The 17,923-nt window shown below is 40.4% G+C and carries 14 protein-coding genes, 2 tRNA genes and 1 pseudogene; 6 read left to right on the forward strand and 11 right to left on the reverse strand.

Annotation, left to right across the window (positions count from 1 at the left end; genetic code table 11):
* Positions 1 to 464: 464 nt before the first annotated feature.
* The gene (locus tag RG963_RS04820; RefSeq protein ID WP_310575148.1) at positions 465 to 962 is read left to right on the forward strand and encodes an inorganic diphosphatase; all 498 of its coding nucleotides are present in this window, start codon (positions 465 to 467) and stop codon (positions 960 to 962) included.
* Between the two features lie 120 nt (positions 963 to 1,082).
* The gene (locus RG963_RS04825; RefSeq protein WP_310575149.1) at positions 1,083 to 1,226 is read left to right on the forward strand and encodes a hypothetical protein; all 144 of its coding nucleotides are present in this window, start codon (positions 1,083 to 1,085) and stop codon (positions 1,224 to 1,226) included.
* A gap of 133 nt (positions 1,227 to 1,359) precedes the next feature.
* Here RG963_RS04825 and RG963_RS04830 read toward each other — a convergent pair whose 3' ends face one another.
* Positions 1,360 to 3,423, reverse strand: coding sequence for a carboxypeptidase-like regulatory domain-containing protein (locus tag RG963_RS04830; RefSeq protein WP_310575150.1), 2,064 nt, complete (start codon positions 3,421 to 3,423; stop codon positions 1,360 to 1,362).
* A gap of 70 nt (positions 3,424 to 3,493) precedes the next feature.
* Between RG963_RS04830 and RG963_RS04835 the strand changes: the two genes are divergently transcribed.
* Complete coding sequence (locus RG963_RS04835; protein WP_310575151.1) at positions 3,494 to 3,730, forward strand: hypothetical protein; 237 nt, start codon at positions 3,494 to 3,496, stop codon at positions 3,728 to 3,730.
* Between the two features lie 103 nt (positions 3,731 to 3,833).
* On the opposite strand, the gene RG963_RS04840 is transcribed toward RG963_RS04835, so the two are convergent.
* A tRNA-Val gene (locus RG963_RS04840) sits at positions 3,834 to 3,907 on the reverse strand.
* 235 nt (positions 3,908 to 4,142) lie between these two features.
* On the opposite strand from RG963_RS04840, the gene RG963_RS04845 reads away from it, so the two are divergent.
* Positions 4,143 to 4,907 carry an A24 family peptidase C-terminal domain-containing protein gene (locus RG963_RS04845; protein WP_310575152.1) on the forward strand — a complete coding sequence of 255 codons (765 nt, stop codon included), beginning with the start codon at positions 4,143 to 4,145 and terminating at the stop codon, positions 4,905 to 4,907.
* A 62-nt stretch (positions 4,908 to 4,969) separates the two neighbouring features.
* Here RG963_RS04845 and RG963_RS04850 read toward each other — a convergent pair whose 3' ends face one another.
* The 5 genes from RG963_RS04850 to mutS all read right to left on the reverse strand — a co-directional run bounded on the left by RG963_RS04850 (position 4,970) and on the right by mutS (position 12,810).
* Positions 4,970 to 5,095, reverse strand: a complete 126-nt coding sequence (locus RG963_RS04850) for a hypothetical protein (RefSeq protein WP_310575153.1) — start codon at positions 5,093 to 5,095, stop codon at positions 4,970 to 4,972.
* Positions 5,096 to 5,185: 90 nt separating this feature from the next.
* Entirely contained in the window at positions 5,186 to 5,773 is a 588-nt protein-coding gene (locus RG963_RS04855) for a cobalt-precorrin-7 (C(5))-methyltransferase (RefSeq protein WP_310575154.1), read from the reverse strand.
* Between the two features lie 116 nt (positions 5,774 to 5,889).
* Positions 5,890 to 6,903 carry a cobalt-precorrin-5B (C(1))-methyltransferase gene (locus RG963_RS04860; protein ID WP_310575155.1) on the reverse strand — a complete coding sequence of 338 codons (1,014 nt, stop codon included), beginning with the start codon at positions 6,901 to 6,903 and terminating at the stop codon, positions 5,890 to 5,892.
* Positions 6,904 to 7,963: 1,060 nt separating this feature from the next.
* Entirely contained in the window at positions 7,964 to 9,982 is a 2,019-nt protein-coding gene (gene mutL, locus RG963_RS04865) for a DNA mismatch repair endonuclease MutL (RefSeq protein ID WP_310575156.1), read from the reverse strand.
* 122 nt (positions 9,983 to 10,104) lie between these two features.
* Positions 10,105 to 12,810, reverse strand: coding sequence for a DNA mismatch repair protein MutS (gene mutS / locus RG963_RS04870; protein ID WP_310575157.1), 2,706 nt, complete (start codon positions 12,808 to 12,810; stop codon positions 10,105 to 10,107).
* Between the two features lie 346 nt (positions 12,811 to 13,156).
* On the opposite strand from mutS, the gene RG963_RS04875 reads away from it, so the two are divergent.
* Together RG963_RS04875 and tnpA are read left to right on the forward strand one after the other, a co-directional pair.
* Positions 13,157 to 13,357 carry a hypothetical protein gene (locus RG963_RS04875; RefSeq protein ID WP_310575158.1) on the forward strand — a complete coding sequence of 67 codons (201 nt, stop codon included), beginning with the start codon at positions 13,157 to 13,159 and terminating at the stop codon, positions 13,355 to 13,357.
* Positions 13,358 to 14,839: 1,482 nt separating this feature from the next.
* Positions 14,840 to 15,285 (forward strand): annotated as a pseudogene (gene tnpA / locus RG963_RS04880) (IS200/IS605 family transposase).
* 243 nt (positions 15,286 to 15,528) lie between these two features.
* Here the strand turns inward: tnpA and RG963_RS04885 are convergent.
* The 4 genes from RG963_RS04885 to RG963_RS04900 all read right to left on the reverse strand — a co-directional run bounded on the left by RG963_RS04885 (position 15,529) and on the right by RG963_RS04900 (position 17,862).
* The gene (locus RG963_RS04885; RefSeq protein WP_310575159.1) at positions 15,529 to 16,227 is read right to left on the reverse strand and encodes a DUF1129 domain-containing protein; all 699 of its coding nucleotides are present in this window, start codon (positions 16,225 to 16,227) and stop codon (positions 15,529 to 15,531) included.
* Position 16,228: 1 nt separating this feature from the next.
* A complete protein-coding gene (locus tag RG963_RS04890) occupies positions 16,229 to 16,552 on the reverse strand; it encodes a PadR family transcriptional regulator (RefSeq protein WP_310575160.1) in 324 nt (107 codons plus the stop codon).
* 480 nt (positions 16,553 to 17,032) lie between these two features.
* Positions 17,033 to 17,110: transfer RNA gene (locus RG963_RS04895), tRNA-Pro, on the reverse strand.
* A gap of 191 nt (positions 17,111 to 17,301) precedes the next feature.
* Positions 17,302 to 17,862 (reverse strand): CDP-alcohol phosphatidyltransferase family protein, encoded by a 561-nt coding sequence (locus RG963_RS04900; protein ID WP_310575195.1) that lies wholly within the window; start codon positions 17,860 to 17,862, stop codon positions 17,302 to 17,304.
* Positions 17,863 to 17,923 lie beyond the last annotated feature (61 nt).

Below are 17,923 nucleotides of genomic sequence, written 5' to 3' on the forward strand. Positions count from 1 at the left end.
CAAAGAGCACTTATTTTTATATAACTGTCAAAGCCAGGTTATAAATCGTCTATCTCTTATTCTAAAAAAAATGTTCGCTTCGAGATCGAAAAATTGTATTCTTAAGTATTATCTAAAGTTGAACGACTGAAAAGGAAGTTTAATACGCTTTTAAATTCGAAAATACGTCCTAACAGAGAAGTGAGCCCGCTAAGATTCGAACTCAGGACCTCGCCATGTGAAGGCTTCAGCAACTCGAGACTTGATGCCAGTGATGATCTTACCTCATTCTTATCAAAGGTACCAAATATTTCAAATCTATTTTCCTATTTATCTCCTTTCAGATGTCAAGGAAACTAATACCTGAGGTCATGTTTTAATAGTATAACCCTCTCAGGACACATAATCTGCGAGCGCATAAAATAATTGCAATCATTACAAAGCAGTTGTTAGTTAACAAGCAGGAATAAGCAGGAAGTATTGTTATGACTGAACGACAGGTTGAAAGCGTACTTATCGAAATTCCGAAAGGAAGCCGGAACAAATATGAGTATGATAAGGAAAAGAAAGTGATTAAATACGACAGGATGCTTTTTTCTTCAATGGTATATCCATCGGATTATGGTTTTTTCCCGGAGACTCTGGCCCTTGACGGTGACCCTTTAGATGCCATGGTTTTGACATGGGAACCTACATTTCCGGGATGTGTAATAGATGTACACCTTGTGGCATTGTTTGACATGGAAGATGATAAAGGAAGAGATCAAAAAATACTCTGTGTTCCAAAGAATGACCCAATGTGGAATTATATTGAGACAGTTGACCAGGTTCCGCCTCATCTATTTAAGGAAATTACTCACTTCTTCCAAACTTACAAGAATTTAGAGGACAAACGAGTGAAAGTTATCGGTTGGAAAAGCCTCGAAACAGCAGTCACTATACTCGAGGAAGCTAAATCCCGATATATTGAGCAGAAGAAATAATGTAATCCGTGGGTGTAATCAAGGAGTTATCATTTTGCTTTTACGTCTGGGGGGACGTAAAAAGTATAATTGCCAGAAGGTATAATTTATTAAAAACAATATGAAATTTGTAAAAAAGTAATGGATATTTGCAAAAATCTCTGTAAAAAAGACAGTGGGCTCGCTGAGATTCGAACTCAGGACCTCTGCCGTGTGAAGGCTGAAGCATGCGATGTACGCACCATTATTGACGAGCTAAATCCTGTGACCTTTCTTTCTCATTAAATAAGGACTCAAATCGCCAGAATATTGTTGAACAAAAGGCTAATGCTCTTAACAATATCTGAGCTGAACATAAGGACAAATTCAAAGCTGGTAAAATGAAAAATCCAGAGTAAGGCACAGATGATTAATGTGCCTAAATGATACGAGTTTTTGACAATATGAGTCCTGCAATAATTAAGATTAAAACACAGAAATAACTCATATAAGTAGACCCTACATTCGGTACATTACTACTTGGAAATGATACATTCACATTTTCACATACAGTGCCATAAGTTTGAGACTGCGCACGAATTCTCACAGTGTACGTATTTCCAAGATGATTAGTGACTATAAAAGAGTCAGTTACCACTCCTATAGAGTTACTTACTTTGTCATTAGTACCTGAGATTCCAGAAGGTACAAATGTTTTTCCACTACTCATAGTACCCAATACAAAAGTCAGGTTGCTAGATTGTGATGAAGAATCATAATAGCTTGCATTAATATAAGCTGCTGTATTGTTTATCTGTTTAGATGTACAATTTGCACTAATCACAGTCTGCATTGCAGGTATTGCAGCGGTATCACCTGCAGGTATTGTAATAGTATATTGATCCAAATTAGGTGTCACTTTTTTAGTGTACTTTTGTCCAGCTGGAGTAATTAGTACAATTTCATATGTAACATCTTGAGTCAAATGGAAACTTACTCTACTGTCTTTATTTGCCCAAGCACAAAAATTCGGTTTTTCATTATTTGGGTCATTATTTGGTGTATAAATTTGAACTTCACATCCAGGAATCTTTTCATTTGAATTAGTTAAAATATCTAAATGTACATAGTGTGGCATACAATAATCAGGTGCTTTAGCCATTTTCAAATTCATTTCTGTGTTTGTACCTGTCACATTTACTGGTAATTCAGGACTGTTAAGATAGCCTGTTGCTGAAGCAGTTAAACAATACATGCCTTTTCCACTGTTAACAGTGAACTGATAAAGCCCATCAACATCAGTAATTTGAGTATCATTCCACGTATTATTTGATAATGTTACTACAGCACTCTGAATAGGTTGACCTGTAATTGCATCTGTTAAGTATCCAAATATACCAGAATTAACCGCACCCGATGTTTTACCATTTACTGTGAACAAACTTACAGGACTGTTGTACACCCATGAATTATGAATGTCATCGTGTGCACTGATTTTTATGGCAAACGGTCCATTGTAACTTATTGGTACATTTGCAGACGTTTGTGAAGTATTAAGACTATATATTAAGTGAGAAGGATCGAATTTTGATGTACTGTTGTATACCTTGATAGAATAACCGGTTGCGTTTAAATATGTCCAGCTTATACTTACATATCCGTTAACAGTTGAAATTGTACTGCAATGGGTTGGAAAAGTAACAGAAGGTGCTACAGAACCATTGTAAACCGGTAAATTTCTTGTACCATTGTCTGCAACATACCCATAATCTTTTGTACCCTTGGCGCTTGAATAGGAGCTAGTTTCAGTATTGCCAGTTGATCTAATATTCATGCCATTAATTCCTTTATATATAGGACTGTTATAGAATATATTATTTGAAACAGTACCTTTGCCTGAACAAGCCCCATCAGCTGGGTCTTGATAAATTGTATTTAATTGAAGGGTTGAAAATATATTGTTATGAATATTAAGGCCTGTTACATTACCTCCCATTACTTCTACACCAGCATTACCAGAACCGGTATCAGTGTAGAAAGTATTCTTGTAAATTTGAACATTTTTCGTGTTATGAATTTTAATGCAAGAATTTATAAAAGTGCCCCAGCAATTATTAAATATTGAAATTCCATCACCTGCTGACCATGCATCAAAACTGTCATGACCGGGTTTACACACCGTATTATAAACCTGAACGTTGCTGGTATTTTTTTTACAGTGAATAAAGTCCCCCATACTATATTGCATTTTTAAGTCATGGATAACTACATTTGAACAGCCAGACAAAAGAACTCCTTTTTCATACTCTCTATATTTGTTGCTTGCTGCATGCATTTTACTTAACGATCCCCAACCCCCATCAATTAAGAAATTTGAAATTTCAATATCAGAAATACCTTTACATTCAATAATATTTTGAGTTGCAAAATTAGAACCAGGATTGTCACAATAGATTACCGTCGCACCAATCCCATTTCCGTTAAGGGTTACCCCTGATTTCATAATTATGGGTGAACTTATGTGAAATGTGGTTGATGCAAGCTGTACAGTGTCCCCTGAATCCGCTGATTGTATGGCAGCGTTAATAACATTTTGGTCGTCTGAGCCTGTAGGATTAAAGGAAGTTCCTGGGCCTACATTGATAATTGCACCTGAACAATTTGTTGAAAAAAAACAGATAAATAAAAACAAAGGAATAAAAATATATTTAGCTTTCACACTTATCACTAATCTTTCTATGGCTCTACTCTCTAATATTTCTTATGTTATCTGCCTTGTTTTATTCTCAAAGTTAAAGGACAAGTTTTAAAATTAGTTACTAAACAAAGAAATCCTACCTCGAAGCAAGAATAGAAACATTAAAAAAGCTCTATACGCATCTAGAACAGGAAAACGAGACTAATAAAGAGAAGTGGGCCCGCTGAGATTCGAACTCAGGACCTCCGCCGTGTGAAGGCGACGTCATAACCGTCTAGACCACGAGCCCACAGATTGCATTTGAAAATTAATAAGGGTTAAGCAACCATAAAATAGAAGTTCTTATGTATAAGCTTATCGCTTGTTAACCACATTAGGGGCTTCCCTGATATGTTATGTTATTATTTTTTATGTTTTTTCGTCCTGGTTTCCAGTCAATTTATCTGAGTAATTTTTACATGGTCAATAAAGTAAATAAGTAATAACTGTGAATGAATGTAGAAATAATTTAAGTTCGGGTCAAAATGATAGAACTCATAAAAATCCTCTTCAGCATGCCCTTTTTGCTTTATTCGTGTTATTCGGACCTGGATTCCCGCAGGGTCTCAAATAAAGTCTGGAAATACATGCTTACTTCAGGGTCCGTGTTTGTATTCTATGAACTTTTTACAGACGGCGTTTCCCACCTTATACCTCTTCTTTTTTCGGGAATTATTGTTTTTACTGTAGTTTATATTCTCTTCCAGCTTGGGGCTTTCGGGGGCGGGGATGCAAAAGGGCTGATAGTGCTTTCCATCCTTTTTCCTTCCTACCCGGTTTTTAGTTTTTCAGGAAAAATGTATCCCCTACTCGGGTTTCCTCCTGTAGGGCTTTTTACATTCACGGTCCTGGGAAATGCCCTCCTGCTGACGACTCTTGTTCCCCTCGGAATGTTCTGCTACAACCTCCTGCATTTCTCGCCTGAGATGGTCAAAACGCCTCTTTACATGTTTATAGGATACAGAACTGAGGTCTCTTCTCTGAAATATAAGAAACATGTTGGACTGCTTGAGAGGTTTGAGCTTGACGAACGCGGAAGTCTTAAAAAAGGGTTTGCCCGGACAGGGCTTAACTTCGATGCAAACCAGAGACCAGAACTTGAAGAGTATCTGAAAAAAGGATTGATTGAAAAAGATATATGGGTTACTCCTGGCTTGCCGTTCATGCTTTCAATTACAGCGGGCTTTATAACTGCTGTCATTTCCGGGGATTTGATATTTTATGCTGTCATGCGCCTGATGGTAGGCTGAATTAAGGGCTGAATAAAGGCAGAATCGAATTATCTCCGAAAACTGTTATCTGATTTTTTCTGTTACAGTTTCCGGTCTCTGGTTCCATTTATTTTCACCTGTTCCAGCCGATGCACGAGCTTCACCTGCAACATAGGGTCCAATGGTTCTACAGGAACCACACGTTCTATATGAATTATTGGTTCCATCAGAATCACACGCTCTATCGGAATCACAGCCTCTGCCGAATTCAGCAGCCTCTCTGCAGGTCTAAATCATGTTTATCTTTTAAATTATATTTACCTTTCTTGCACGACAAGCAGTCCGTAGAGAATTGTTTCCGGAACAGGTGGATTTTCAGGAGTGCCTTTTGCGATCCTTTCTTCAGGATAGCCGAGGTTTTCGCAGGTATAAAGTTCAGCTTCTATTCCCAGTTCTTTCAGAATATCTGCAACCTCAAAGGAGCCAAACGTCTCTTCAGGAAGTAAGAAGATATTTCTCCCGTTCTTCAGTTCCCGGATGAGTTCGGCTTTTGCTGGCTCAAATTCCCTACCATGGGCTGTGATTGCACATAGTTTAGTCAGGTTCACTTTCGTGCGTGCACATGCCACCTGCATTGAAGAAATCCCGGGAATCACTGTATCTTTTTCCCCTGCAAATTTCCCGAGCCCTGAAAACATAGGGTCTCCTGTGGATAAGACTACTGCATCTGCTGGCAAGAGGTGAAGTGACTTATAGTCCTTAATTGGCTTTGCTTCACAGGTAATATACTCCTGTGCAAGTTCAAGGGCTCTTTTTGCGCCATAAATTACAGACGCTTTCCTTATGGCCTTTATTCCTTCTTCCGTGAGCATTCTGGGCCCGACTCCAACTCCTACTACAATCATTCTCTTTTTTCCCCTTCACATGTTTAAGTCTTTTAAATTTCACTTTTCCCGTATGACTTTTAATGTGTAATCTCTTCAGCTTTTTCAGTTTAATTCTTCAGTTTTTTCGTTTAACTCTAACTTTTGCCGTCCATCAGGATAGACCCATCTCTGTCAATTACTATGATTCTTGCGCCTTTCCCTTTCCCGATTGCCATCTCGAAGGCTTCTTTCAGGCGCTCGTGTTCAGGCGCTTTTTCAAGCATCTCGACGACAGTTACGTATCCGCTGTCTTCAAGCATGCCCGGGTTTCCCCATTTAAGGACAAGGCCCGGAAGCCCGAAGATAATGATATCCCCTGATGCATGATCAAGCCCTTCCGATATCCTGCTTCCGACCATAACTACTGTATAATCAGGAAAAAGCATGTGAGAGTAACGCATTCCTATTCGGCCTGTAGTCAGGACCACCCTGTCTGTACATCGGATAAGATCTCCTTTCGTCTCTCCGAGGTGGTCGTTCCAGGGTTCAACAAAACCCGTACTGCCGAGGACAGAAATCCCGCCTTCCACTCCTATCCTGCTGTTCAGAGTCTCCTTTCCGACCCTTTCCCCGTCAGGAATTGAGATTGTAACCTCGGCTCCTTTCAGGCCCAGTTCTTCTACGGCTTCCTGTACTGCGGCTTTTATCTGTTCCATTGGTTTCGGGTTAATAGCCGGCTGGCCTTTAGGAACCTGGAGCCCGTCCCTTCTAACAATTCCGATGCCATTTCCCCCGTAAATTCGGACTTCTTCGGCTTCCCTGGCTTCACCCACAAACTCAAGCCCCCTGGTAATGTCGGATTCGTGGTCGTTTTGGATCTTTTTTACGACTGCATGCCCTGGAGAGGATTCGCTGACATCGAGCTGAGCCCTCAGTCCTACAGGAGTCGGGACGGATACTCTGTCTACCTTTTTCTTAAGAGAAAGGACAGCGGCTTTTGCAGCAGCACTGGCTGTAGTTCCTGTAGTGTACCCTCGTTTGAGGACAGACCCATCACTCAGAACCACAATCATTCCGGATGCTACTTGTGTTTCAAGCTCTTCCCTGGGTAGCCCGGAACGGATAATCCATTCTTCAGGGATCTTGAAATTGTTAACAGGATCTATCATGGAAGAATACTCGGAGGTTTTTTATTATAAATGTATTGACGTGAAAATCGGAAAAGAGCCCAATCGATTTCCGCTCGAATTTTGCTTCGGGATCACAGAAAATCGGAGATTTTCTGGGAGTTGCGATGTAATTAATCGCAACAACACGGGGTTCATTTCACTGCACCCCCCGAATTGAGCCTCTGGAGTACGCTGTCCTTCTCGCTGCGGAGAGGACTAATTTACAAAATTACAGTTTTGCCATGTTTTTCGTTATTATGGTGTTTTGATTGGGTTTTTCCACGCACGTCTGTGTTTTTCGTAGTTATGAAACCTGTAGTAAAACCTGTGGTGATTTAAGTGTAAATACTTACATTTTAACTATAATTAGGTTTATAAGTGTAATTAATTCGTGAGTTTACTATAATGAAGCCGTGGAATTCCAGTAGAAATTCAGCTAAAAAGAGGTAGTAGAGAATAAAAAGCCCTGTTTTAAGAAATGTTTAGCCGATAGAAAGTGTTCAGTCACTGATTGAAAATAATTGGTAAATGATAGAGAAAAGTTATTGAATTACTATTTATTAATATTTATTGGATTGTAAAAGGTTGTCCGGAAATAAACAGATTACAGAATTTTAGAAAAGATGTGGCATCATTCCCGGAGTTGGGATTTTGTTTTTGTGGAAATTGGGGTTTTTCCTGAATTCTGGAACGATTGGGGTGCGTTCCTTGTTGGAATTTGGATTTGGGGTTGGTGTGTGAAAAATAGCTTTGTGGAATGATGCCTAATATAGGTATCAGTACTTGCCTGACACCCACTACTACATCTTAAGTTATATTATATAAATGTATAGGAAACTCATAGCCGTGTTTCGATATAGAAGTACATCGATTGATCGCGAATATATTGCCTATATTGCCTATATATCCTCTATCTATTCTCTATATATTTATTTACGGGCCGCGTATTCTAACCGCAATGAAACAACTTCCTCTTCGAAATATATGTTTATCTTACCTAAAGTATCTGGAAAACACGGGAAAAACCACACCGATTACTTTTTCCGAGTCCCAGCCAATTTTACTGGATCCTTGCAAACATACGGTCCAGTTCTCCTTTCGTAAATGTGACCACAGTGGGCCTTCCATGAGGGCAGGAGTAGGGATTTTCAGCTTTTTTGAGCTGTTCTATCAGCTCTTCCATCTGCCTGGGATTACAGGCTGCTCCTCCTTTGATTGCTGCCCTGCATGCAAGGGTCTTGCAGACTTTTTCCGAAATCCCTGTATCCTTTTTAACTTTTCCTGAAGCTAGAAGGTCAGAGATTACGTCATGGACAATTTCCGGATTCTCAAGCCTGCCGAAGACCTCAGGCACAAAGGTGACCACATAAGTATTATCCCCGAACTCCGAGATTCCGAAGCCGCACTCTTCCAGATAAGGAATGTATTCTTCCATGAGCACTTTTTCTTTAGGGGTAAGGTCTATGGTTACAGGAGTAATCAGCTCCTGCACCCTGGACTGTTTCATTCTCAAAACCTGCTCATAAAGAATTCTCTCGTGAGCTGCATGCTGGTCAATAAGCACAAGGTCTTCTCCTTTTTCGGCAAGGATATACAGTTTAGAGACCTGTCCTATAATCCGCAGGTCTTCAAGAGGGTCCGTATTTGGTTTTATTTTCGGCTTTTGCCTCTCTTCTGTATTTATTTTTTCTTTTTCTCCCTCTCCTTCGTTCTCTTTTTCTTTCTGTTTTTCCTTCTCTCTTTTACTATCCTGCTCCTTTTCTCTCAGGATTTCCTGCGCTCCGCCCTCTCCGGTAAAGTTCAGAAGGCGCTCTGATTTCTTTAACTTTCGTTCGGTATCTTTTACTGGATAGGTGTAGGTTTCGGCCTTTTCTCTCAAGATTTTGCCGCTTTCAGAAACCCTGGCTTTTTCCGAAACCTCTGTTTCCTTTCCAGTTACTTTTATTTGGAAGGTTTCCGGAGACTCTGATACCTGTAATCTGCCTGAAGAACCTGAAACTTCAAAGGTTTTCTGAGAAGCTCTGTCCCTTTTTTCCCTAATCTCGGGTACTAGAGCATGTTCGGAGAGAACCTTCTCAATCGCTGATGTGACTATGTTCCCAAGTTCTTTTTCCCGGCTGAAGCGAACCTCGGCTTTGCGGGGATGCACATTCACATCCACTTCTGCGGGATCAAGAATAAGGGAGAGTACTGCCACAGGATAACGTCCTTTTGGGATCTTGGTGTAGTACCCCTCGCGAATAGATTTACTGATACCTCTTGAAGCTACTGGGCGGGTATTTACGAAAAGAAAAAGCTGATCACTGTCTCCTCTGGTGGTTTCAGGCTTTGAAATGTATCCCCGAATCTCAAAGTCTTCTGTCCGATATTCCAGGGGGAGCATTGAACGAGCGGTATCTGGTCCCAGAAGATTCACAATACTCTTAAAAAGATCGCTTGATCCCGCGTTTCGGAGGACTGGTTTTCCTTCACTTAGCAGAGTAAAGGAAATATCCGGATTTGCCAGAGCAAGCTGCGTGACGGTATCGGTAATATGAGCAAGTTCCGTACGGTCACTTTTCAAGTATTTCCTCCTTGCAGGGGTGTTATAAAAAAGGTCTTTTAAATATACTGAAGTGCCTGGAGCCGCGCCTGCATCCGAGGTATCCAATACCTTTCCTCCATGGATTACTATCTTAGTGCCTGTAATTTCTTCCAGAGGTCGGGTAAGAATTTCCACCTTTGCAATGGCTGTAATAGAGGAAAGAGCTTCTCCCCTGAAACCCATTGTAGAAACAGTATCCAGATCTTCGATCCGCGTGAGTTTGCTTGTTGCGTGTTTTTTGTATGCAACAAGGGCATCACCCCTACTCATTCCGCAGCCATTGTCCCGGACAAGAATGGAGTTTTTTCCGCCTTTTTCAACTTCGATCCGGATATCGGTAGCCCCTGCATCGATTGAGTTATCTATCAGCTCCTTTACTACGGATGCAGGGCGTTCTATTACTTCTCCTGCTGCAATTTTGTTTATTGTATCCTTATCAAGGATTCGGATTTTATTTCCCTGTACTTTCCCCTTCACTTCAACAAGTTCTTCCATAATTCCTTTACTCCGTCCAGACCAGAAAAATATCCCTTTGAACATCCTGTAAAAATCCTTCAGATGCCCTTTAAAACCCATTTAATAGTCATTTAAAAGCCCTTTAAATATTTTTGGTCCCTTTAATCGAGCAGCCTTTTCAATTCGTGGAGTTTATTCAGGGCTTCTATGGGCGTCATTTTCTCCACATTCAATTTTCTCAGAGCTGCTTCCACAGAATCAGACCTGCTCGCCGGTGCAGGATTTGCGCCACTTCCGGGGTCAAAAAGCATCATCTGTGTATAGCGTGCTGTTGCTTTGCTTTTTCTTTTTTTTCCATTTTCGCTATCTTCGGCATCCTCAAGCATGTTTTCCTTTTCGAGTTCCTTGAGAATTTCGTTTGCCCTGTCGATAACCTTTTCCGGGACTCCTGCAAGCCTTGCAACATGGATCCCGTAACTCCTGTCTGTCGCCCCTGGTACGATTTTTCTCAGGAAGACGAGTTCATGACCTTCTTCTTTTACCGCGATATGATAATTTTTGACCCTTTTCAATTTCTCTTCAAGGGCTGTGAGCTGATGGTAATGTGTTGCAAATAGCGCCCTTACTCCGACTTTTCCTCTGTTATGCAGGAACTCCACAACAGATTTTGCAATACTGTACCCATCATAAGTACTGGTTCCCCTGCCGATTTCGTCAAGAAGCACAAGGCTTCTGGGAGTTGTATTGTTCAGGATATTTGCAAGCTCGACCATTTCCACCATAAAGGTACTCTGTCCGCTTGCGAGGTCATCGAAAGCCCCTATTCTTGTAAAAACCTGATCAATAATCCCTATGGAGGCATGGGATGCAGGAACAAAAGAGCCTGCTTGAGCCATAATAGCTATGAGGGCAGTCTGGCGCATATAGGTGGACTTTCCTGCCATATTCGGGCCAGTTACCAGCAAAAACTGGTTTTCCTTGCAGTCCATTTCGGTATCGTTGGGGACAAAACCTCCCGGTAGGGTATTTTCAACTACCGGATGCCTTCCATCCCGGATAAGGATCTTGCAGTTGTCTGTAAGCTGAGGCCTGATGTAATTGTTATTTTCTGCAACTTCAGCCAGGTCTGTAAGGACATCAAGAACTCCTATCCATTCGGCTGTTTCCTGGAGTTCTCTCGAATGGGCTGATAGAGTCTGCGTAATTTTCATAAATATTTCGTATTCAAGAGCCTTTGCTTTGTCATTAGCTGTTAGGATGAGGCTTTCTTTTTCCTTGAGTTCAGGCGTGAAAAAGCGCTCTGCATTTGCCAGGGTCTGTTTTCTGATGTAATCTTCAGGTACCTGGTTGCTGTTGGCATTGGTTATTTCTATATAATATCCAAAGACCTTGTTGTATCCAACCTTCAGGGACTTTATCCCGCTTTTCTCTTTCTCTTTCTGCTGAAAAGTTGCAATCCACCGCTTGCTGTTGCTGGCAATGTCCCTGAGTTCATCAAGTTCTGCATTGTATCCTGGCTTTATCATTCCCCCTTCCCTAACTGAGACAGGGGGCTCGTCAACTATTGCTTTTTCTATCATTTCAGCCAGATTTTCAAGTTCCGAAAAGGCTGCAAGCCTCTCTGCAATCTCTTTTAATAGTCCAGACCCGATTTTTTCCATCAGCGAATCCCGGACAGGAGGTAAGGCGTCCAGGGATCTTTTTAGGGCTATGAGATCCCTTGCGCTTGAGTTTCCATATACTACCCTGCCCACGAGGCGTTCTATGTCCCTCACTTCTGAAAGCCAGTTTCGGATATCGTAGCGGAGCAGGGGGGTTGCTGCCAGTTCTTCTACGGCATCTAGCCGGAGATTTATCTTTTCTACGGAAAGTAGAGGCTTTAAAAACCATTTCTTCAGGGTACGGCTTCCCATAGGCGTTTTTGTACAGTTCAGACTGCGGTAAAGGGAATTTTCGTCCCCATCATCTCGCACATTTCTCACAATTTCGAGATTGTGCAGGGTTACAGAGTCCAGGATCATAAACTCGGAATTCGAGTAAGTCCGCAGCGTATTGATATGAGTAAGGTCCCGCAGCTGCGTGGTCTGTGCGTATTCCAGGGCAGCCCAGGCAGAATACACTGCAAAATCCAGTTTCTCACAGCCCATGCCTTCAAGGGTTGCAACCTTGAAATGGGTTTTTAATTTTTCTCCGGCCTCCCCGGTTCCTGAAATCTCAGGGGCAAACTCCTGAACAATTGTCTGGTCTTTCAGCCTGCTTGCAAGGTCTGTATTTTTGTAAAGAGATGGGGGCAGAATACATTCTGCAGGGTGCATGCGGGCAAGTTCGCTCAGGAGTTTTTCGAAACTCTCCGAGTCCCGAAACTGTGTTGTAAGGAATTCTCCTGTAGAAATATCCAAGAAGGAGACTCCGATTTCTATTTCTTTTTCCTTTTCGGTATTTTTTCCAGACTTTCCAACTTCTTTTCCTGCGACTGCCATGAGGTAATTGTTTGAGGCATCCGAAAACATTGAAGAATCAATTGCCGTGCCAGGCGTGACTACCCTGACAACTCCCCGCTTTACAACCCCTTTTGCCTGCTTCGGGTCTTCAAGCTGTTCGCAGATAGCCACTTTATATCCTTTGTTTATGAGCCTTGGCAGGTAAGTGTCAATAGCGTGGTAGGGTATTCCTGCAAGCGGCATTTTTTCCCCGGTTTTGTCTTTTCCCCGGGCTGTCAGTGTAATTTCAAGCTCTTTGGCAATCGTTTTTGCGTCTTCCCCAAAGGACTCGTAGAAGTCCCCCATACGGAAGAAGATCAGGGCGTCAGGGTATGCCTGCTTGGCTTCATAGTACTGGCGCATTGCAGGGGTCATCATTTCAGTCATTTTTTACTCACTGTAAGCCTTGAATTGTTCTGGTGTAAAATTAGAATTGGTGTGTAGTATAGCTTCAAATCGGTTTCGAACTTAAATATCTACGCTTAATTAGCTTCGGATTCGCGCTCACGGAAAATATCGGCAGGCACGGTAAAATTCACTCCATAATCTATAACCATGGAAGGCATACCACTGAAGACACGGAAAGCACGGAAGAATTGTGTCTGTGTTTATTTTTTCGTATTTTAAATTCTCTGAATACTGGTTAGTGAATACTATATCTTTATTAAAATCATCCTTCTTATATATAATTAACAATTCGATACTGTAAGGTATCTCAACGGAGGAAATTACTTTGAATCGGGAAAAACTAATCGAAATCTGTCCTGTTTGCGGGAACGCAGATATCTACTATGAAGTTGGCGGGTATGCAGGTGCAGTCTACCACTGTAAGGAATGCGGGTATGTCGGAGCCTTTGTTATTGAAGCTAATGAGGAAATGATCGAGAAAATCAAGGAGAAGTATAAGCGTGAAAGAGAGATGGGTAAAGAATAATCTTAGAGCTCATCCCCAAATCAGTTTTATTCTCAATCAGTAAGAGTTTCAGAAATAATTTTCATGATCAGAAATGTTGATTGATTATTCAGAATACGAGAATCAGAGAAGCAATTTTGAGTTTTGAAACCAACGCTCCAATAAGTGAGTGCTTGCACTTGCTGCAAGTATGCCGTTTTTTGGCCATATATTTAGGTTAGCTGACTTAGTTTGACTGTATAAGAGCCGCTTTATTTTATTATTGGTTCTTTTTTGTTTTTGTTTTCTTTTTTGTGCTTGCGCGGGAATAAGTATTTATGAAACCATTTATTATATTGTATAGTGTATAAATAAAAATGGAATAACTACTATTTAATTAAAATCGGAGTGATACCATGTCTGAAAAAGGTGATTGTATTTATATTAGGCATTATCATGAGCCTATTTATGGGACGGGCAGTCGGGAAGCTCAGTGTTCTGTGAGTAAGCCGACTTGTTCTAAGATGAAAATGTATTTAGGTGCATGTCCTCTGGAGTGTAATTCTTATTTCTCCAGAAAGTAAATCTTGTGACTGTCTTTGAAAAGCATCTAATGTCTTTGATATGGTTGGCTCGTTGTTTTTCTGTCCTTGAAATGCTTGAAGTCCTCTTATAACTGAATATTAGGCAAAATAAGGGCTCACCAATTAACAATTGACCGGCTGCACAAAATGAAAACATTTTAGGATAAAAATTAAGACAAAGAATTCTATAATCACTTAAAGACAAATATCCTCATCTTTTTGGAGACAAGAATATTAAGTAACTGCAAAATATTATAGGATAGAATGTGCTTTCATAGTAAGGTCCTGCAAGAGTCAAAAAGTCGAATTTTGATATACTTCGAATTCTTATTATCCCGTACCCCTTCTATCCGGGGGAAATTAGAGATTGCTGACTTTCTCTTAGTGTATCCTGTCTGCGCTGCTTGTATGCTAGCTGTTTTTTTGCGATTACGTTTATATAGTTATTTGTAGTATTTTTCGGTGTGTTTCTGAGCGATTTAATTGGTATGTCTTGGGCGGCGTTTTTCATTTTGGTTATAATCTCTGTTATTTTTGCTGTTGCTTGTTTGTTTACTATGCGTAAGTTGATTAGGTGATTAGAATTTTAAAAATATTGGTAACTATTCAGCTATCCAATAATCAATATTAAGAGCCGTAATTTACGTGGACTGTAATGTATATTAGAGAGCTGATCCCAAAACTCGAAATTCCGTCTCTGAATCTCGTATTCTGAATAATCAATCAACATTTCTGATCATGAAAATTATTTCTGAAACTCTTACTGATTGAGAATAAAATTGGTTTTGGGATGAGCTATATCAGTAAAGCTAATTATATATTTTTACATATGTTATTCATTTCAGTCGAATACCCCGCAGCTTGCTGCGGGGATGGAAAACTTCCCCGAGAACCGTTGTTAAATAACCGCCTTATATTTTTAGTTACATTTGTACTGTAAATGGAACTCATACATGCAAACCATTGTGTCTATAAAATAAAATACCACATGGTTTTTGTATGAAATACCGGAAAAAGCTTCTTTTAGATGCCGAAATCATTAGTTTTTTGAAAACCGTATACTTTGGAATTGATGAAAGGTACTGTTTTGAGTTTGATGCAATTGGTACTGATGGTAATCACGTCCATCTTTTTGTTGGTGTTGAGCCGAAGTATTCTCTTTCAAGAGTAATGTAGATAATAAAAAGCATTACAGCAAGACATATTTTTAAGCAATATCCTGGGATTAAAAAACAGCTTTGGGGTGGTGAACTCTGGAGTGATAGAGGATATATTGGAACTGTAGGAGACGGAACAACTTCCGATGTAATAAGAAACTATGTTGAAAATCAGGGAAACGAGGAAGAAAAAGAAGCATATCAGCAAATGAGAATATTCGATTTTTAATAACCACTAAAACCATAGTGGTGGCGCGAACATACCCCGTTGCTTGCAGTAGGGTGCGCCATCGCAACTTTGATTGAATATTCTTGGAAACAACTCTTTTAGTTGTGTTTGGGTGTTGAGAGGATATACGATAGTGTCTTTATCGATGACGAAAGCAACAACATGGAAGGTGTGTATGCAAAAAAGCAGTAAGTTGCCACTCACTACTTTCCTATCATGCTTAAGCTCAACCATGAAATTGCTTTATGTTATGATGAATTTTTGAAGAAGTTTATGAGCAATATATAGCCCTAAGATAAATATGCATGCAGCAAATATATTAACTGTGAAGATTGTTTGCCTGCCAACCCATGCAAGTATTAAAAAGACAGCCATTACGCCTCCGCCTATAGCTCCACCTATTATGAACTTTTTTGGCTTACTTTGATTATGCTTTTTTTCTGGCTTTAGTGAATTTCTGCCAATAACATGAACAATGAGAAAAGCAGTTGCAAGGATGATAGCATAGGATAACAGATTACCGAGAGAAATAGGCATTTGAAAATTCAACTGTTGATCTGTTACTGCATTATGAATTAAGTCAATCGTTTCTTTGGAAATGACAATATGGATTGCTCCAAGAATGGATGTGGATAAAAGAAATGTATCAATAAAATCCAGGACTCGCTCTTTTTGACTTTTCTGTGGTAGTGCAGCTATCACTTCATCACAGAATGATTTATAATCCCCGCCGATCAACGTTTTAATATCTTCGCCGCGTTCTTGCGCGGACAGGACCATTTGTAGCAAATCCTGCCTTACAACTTCCTGATTATATTCTGAAATGTTTGCCACGCGCAGGTAGCATATCATATCGATCATGACAACGTTATTTTCTTTGGTTAACCGCTTATCCAGTTCATTATTCTCTTGATTCAGCGTTTTTGTCTTAGTCTTCATCATTTTATCCTCCAATATGAAATAATTGATTTACAGCATGATTGAGCTCTTGCCAATTCTTTCTGAATGCCTCCAATTCTTTTTCCCCCGTCGGTGTGATGGAAAAATACTTGCGTTTTGGCCCAAGAGCCGACTCACGATATTCTGCTGTTATGAGATTGTTCTTTTCAAGGCGGAGCAGGAGCGGATAAACTGTGCCTTCTGAAATATCTGAAAAGCCATATTTCTGCAATTGCTGCGAAATTTCATAGCCGTAAGTTTCTTTACTGCTGATTACTTTTAATATACAGCCTTCTAATATCCCCTTGAGCATTTGCGATGGTATCAATATGCTGCACCTCTTTTCGCACACTACATTTCATAGCAATATACGAGGACTATCTTGCAATGCAAGGTAGCCACACTATCAATATAAATGTATCGGTATATTGCTAATTAATTCGGTATTGTACCGATTTTTTTTGGAGGCATGTTTCACTCTGTTTTGTGAGGCCTTTGTAAACTCCGGCAAAAGTCAAGGCAAATAACATAATGCCCCCTATCAAAAGTAACCACTGATGAAATTAACACATAAGCAATGCATCCAAGAACAAGAAACAAACATGCCACAATAATAGTCGTTTTTCTATGATTGTAACAAGCCATAGGCATCCCCCATCGGCTTGATTACAATTTTCACTTATTAAATTTAGCATGGCTCTTTTCAAACGAGAAGAGAATCTGAAAATTGAACTAGAGAATAAATCAAAATAAAACAAGAATAGTACGCAATAGAAGGTAAGAGTGAAATTGCCATTATATAAAATTTTGGTGGGGCCGTTGAGATTCGAACTCAAGTCGCAAGACCCCCAGCCTTGCAGGATGGACCAAGCTACCCTACGGCCCCGCAGAGTAAGTTGTGCTTTTTCAATGGCAACTCTCTTTTTTGTTTGCCATCGTCAACTATTGTAATCAAATATGTAGTATAAATGCATATCGGTAGAAGAAAATGCTGGTTTTCTGTTCATTGTTTTTTCAATTGTAATTTGACACTCTTATATGCAATTCGTTATCTGGTTTTTAGCAGAATCTAATATATTATGGTTTTTGAAAATCGGCTTCTGAAGGATTACTCAGTATACTTTTTGCCCGGAGAACTCTCTGGATTATAGTGATGTGAGAAAATACGGCTATCAATACAAGAGCCCAGCCCAAAAAACCTGAAAGAGCGCCCAGAGCTAGGATGACCATTCTTTCCGCGCGTTCGGCAACTCCAACGGACAGCTTCCGGCAGCCTGCGGACTCGGCGCGGGCGCGGGTGTAGCTAACCAGAAAAGAGCCTATCAGGGCAAAACCTGCCCATAGCCAGCCGTCAATTTGCAGAATCGGAGCGAAGATCAGCCTTCCGTTCACCGCGCCTGTTATGATGCCGAGAAACATCAGGCCGTCGGAATAGCGATCGCAAACCGAATCAAGCACGCCTCCGAAAGGAGTGATCCTGCCTTTTGCTCTTGCGACTCCTCCGTCAAGAATATCAAAGATCCCGCTGAAAAGGATCAAAATCCCGCCCGCAAAAGGCTTGCCCAGTGCAAATGCTACTCCTGCAAACACGCTTACTGCAAAACCCAGCAGAGTAAGGGTATTTGGAGAAAGGGGTATTGAATGGGCAAGAGGAATTATCAGTTTTCTTGCGCTGTTTTTGAGGTCATCGAATATTTTC

Origin of the sequence: Methanosarcina baikalica (assembly GCF_031461075.1) — an archaeon.
GTDB lineage: Archaea > Halobacteriota > Methanosarcinia > Methanosarcinales > Methanosarcinaceae > Methanosarcina > Methanosarcina baikalica.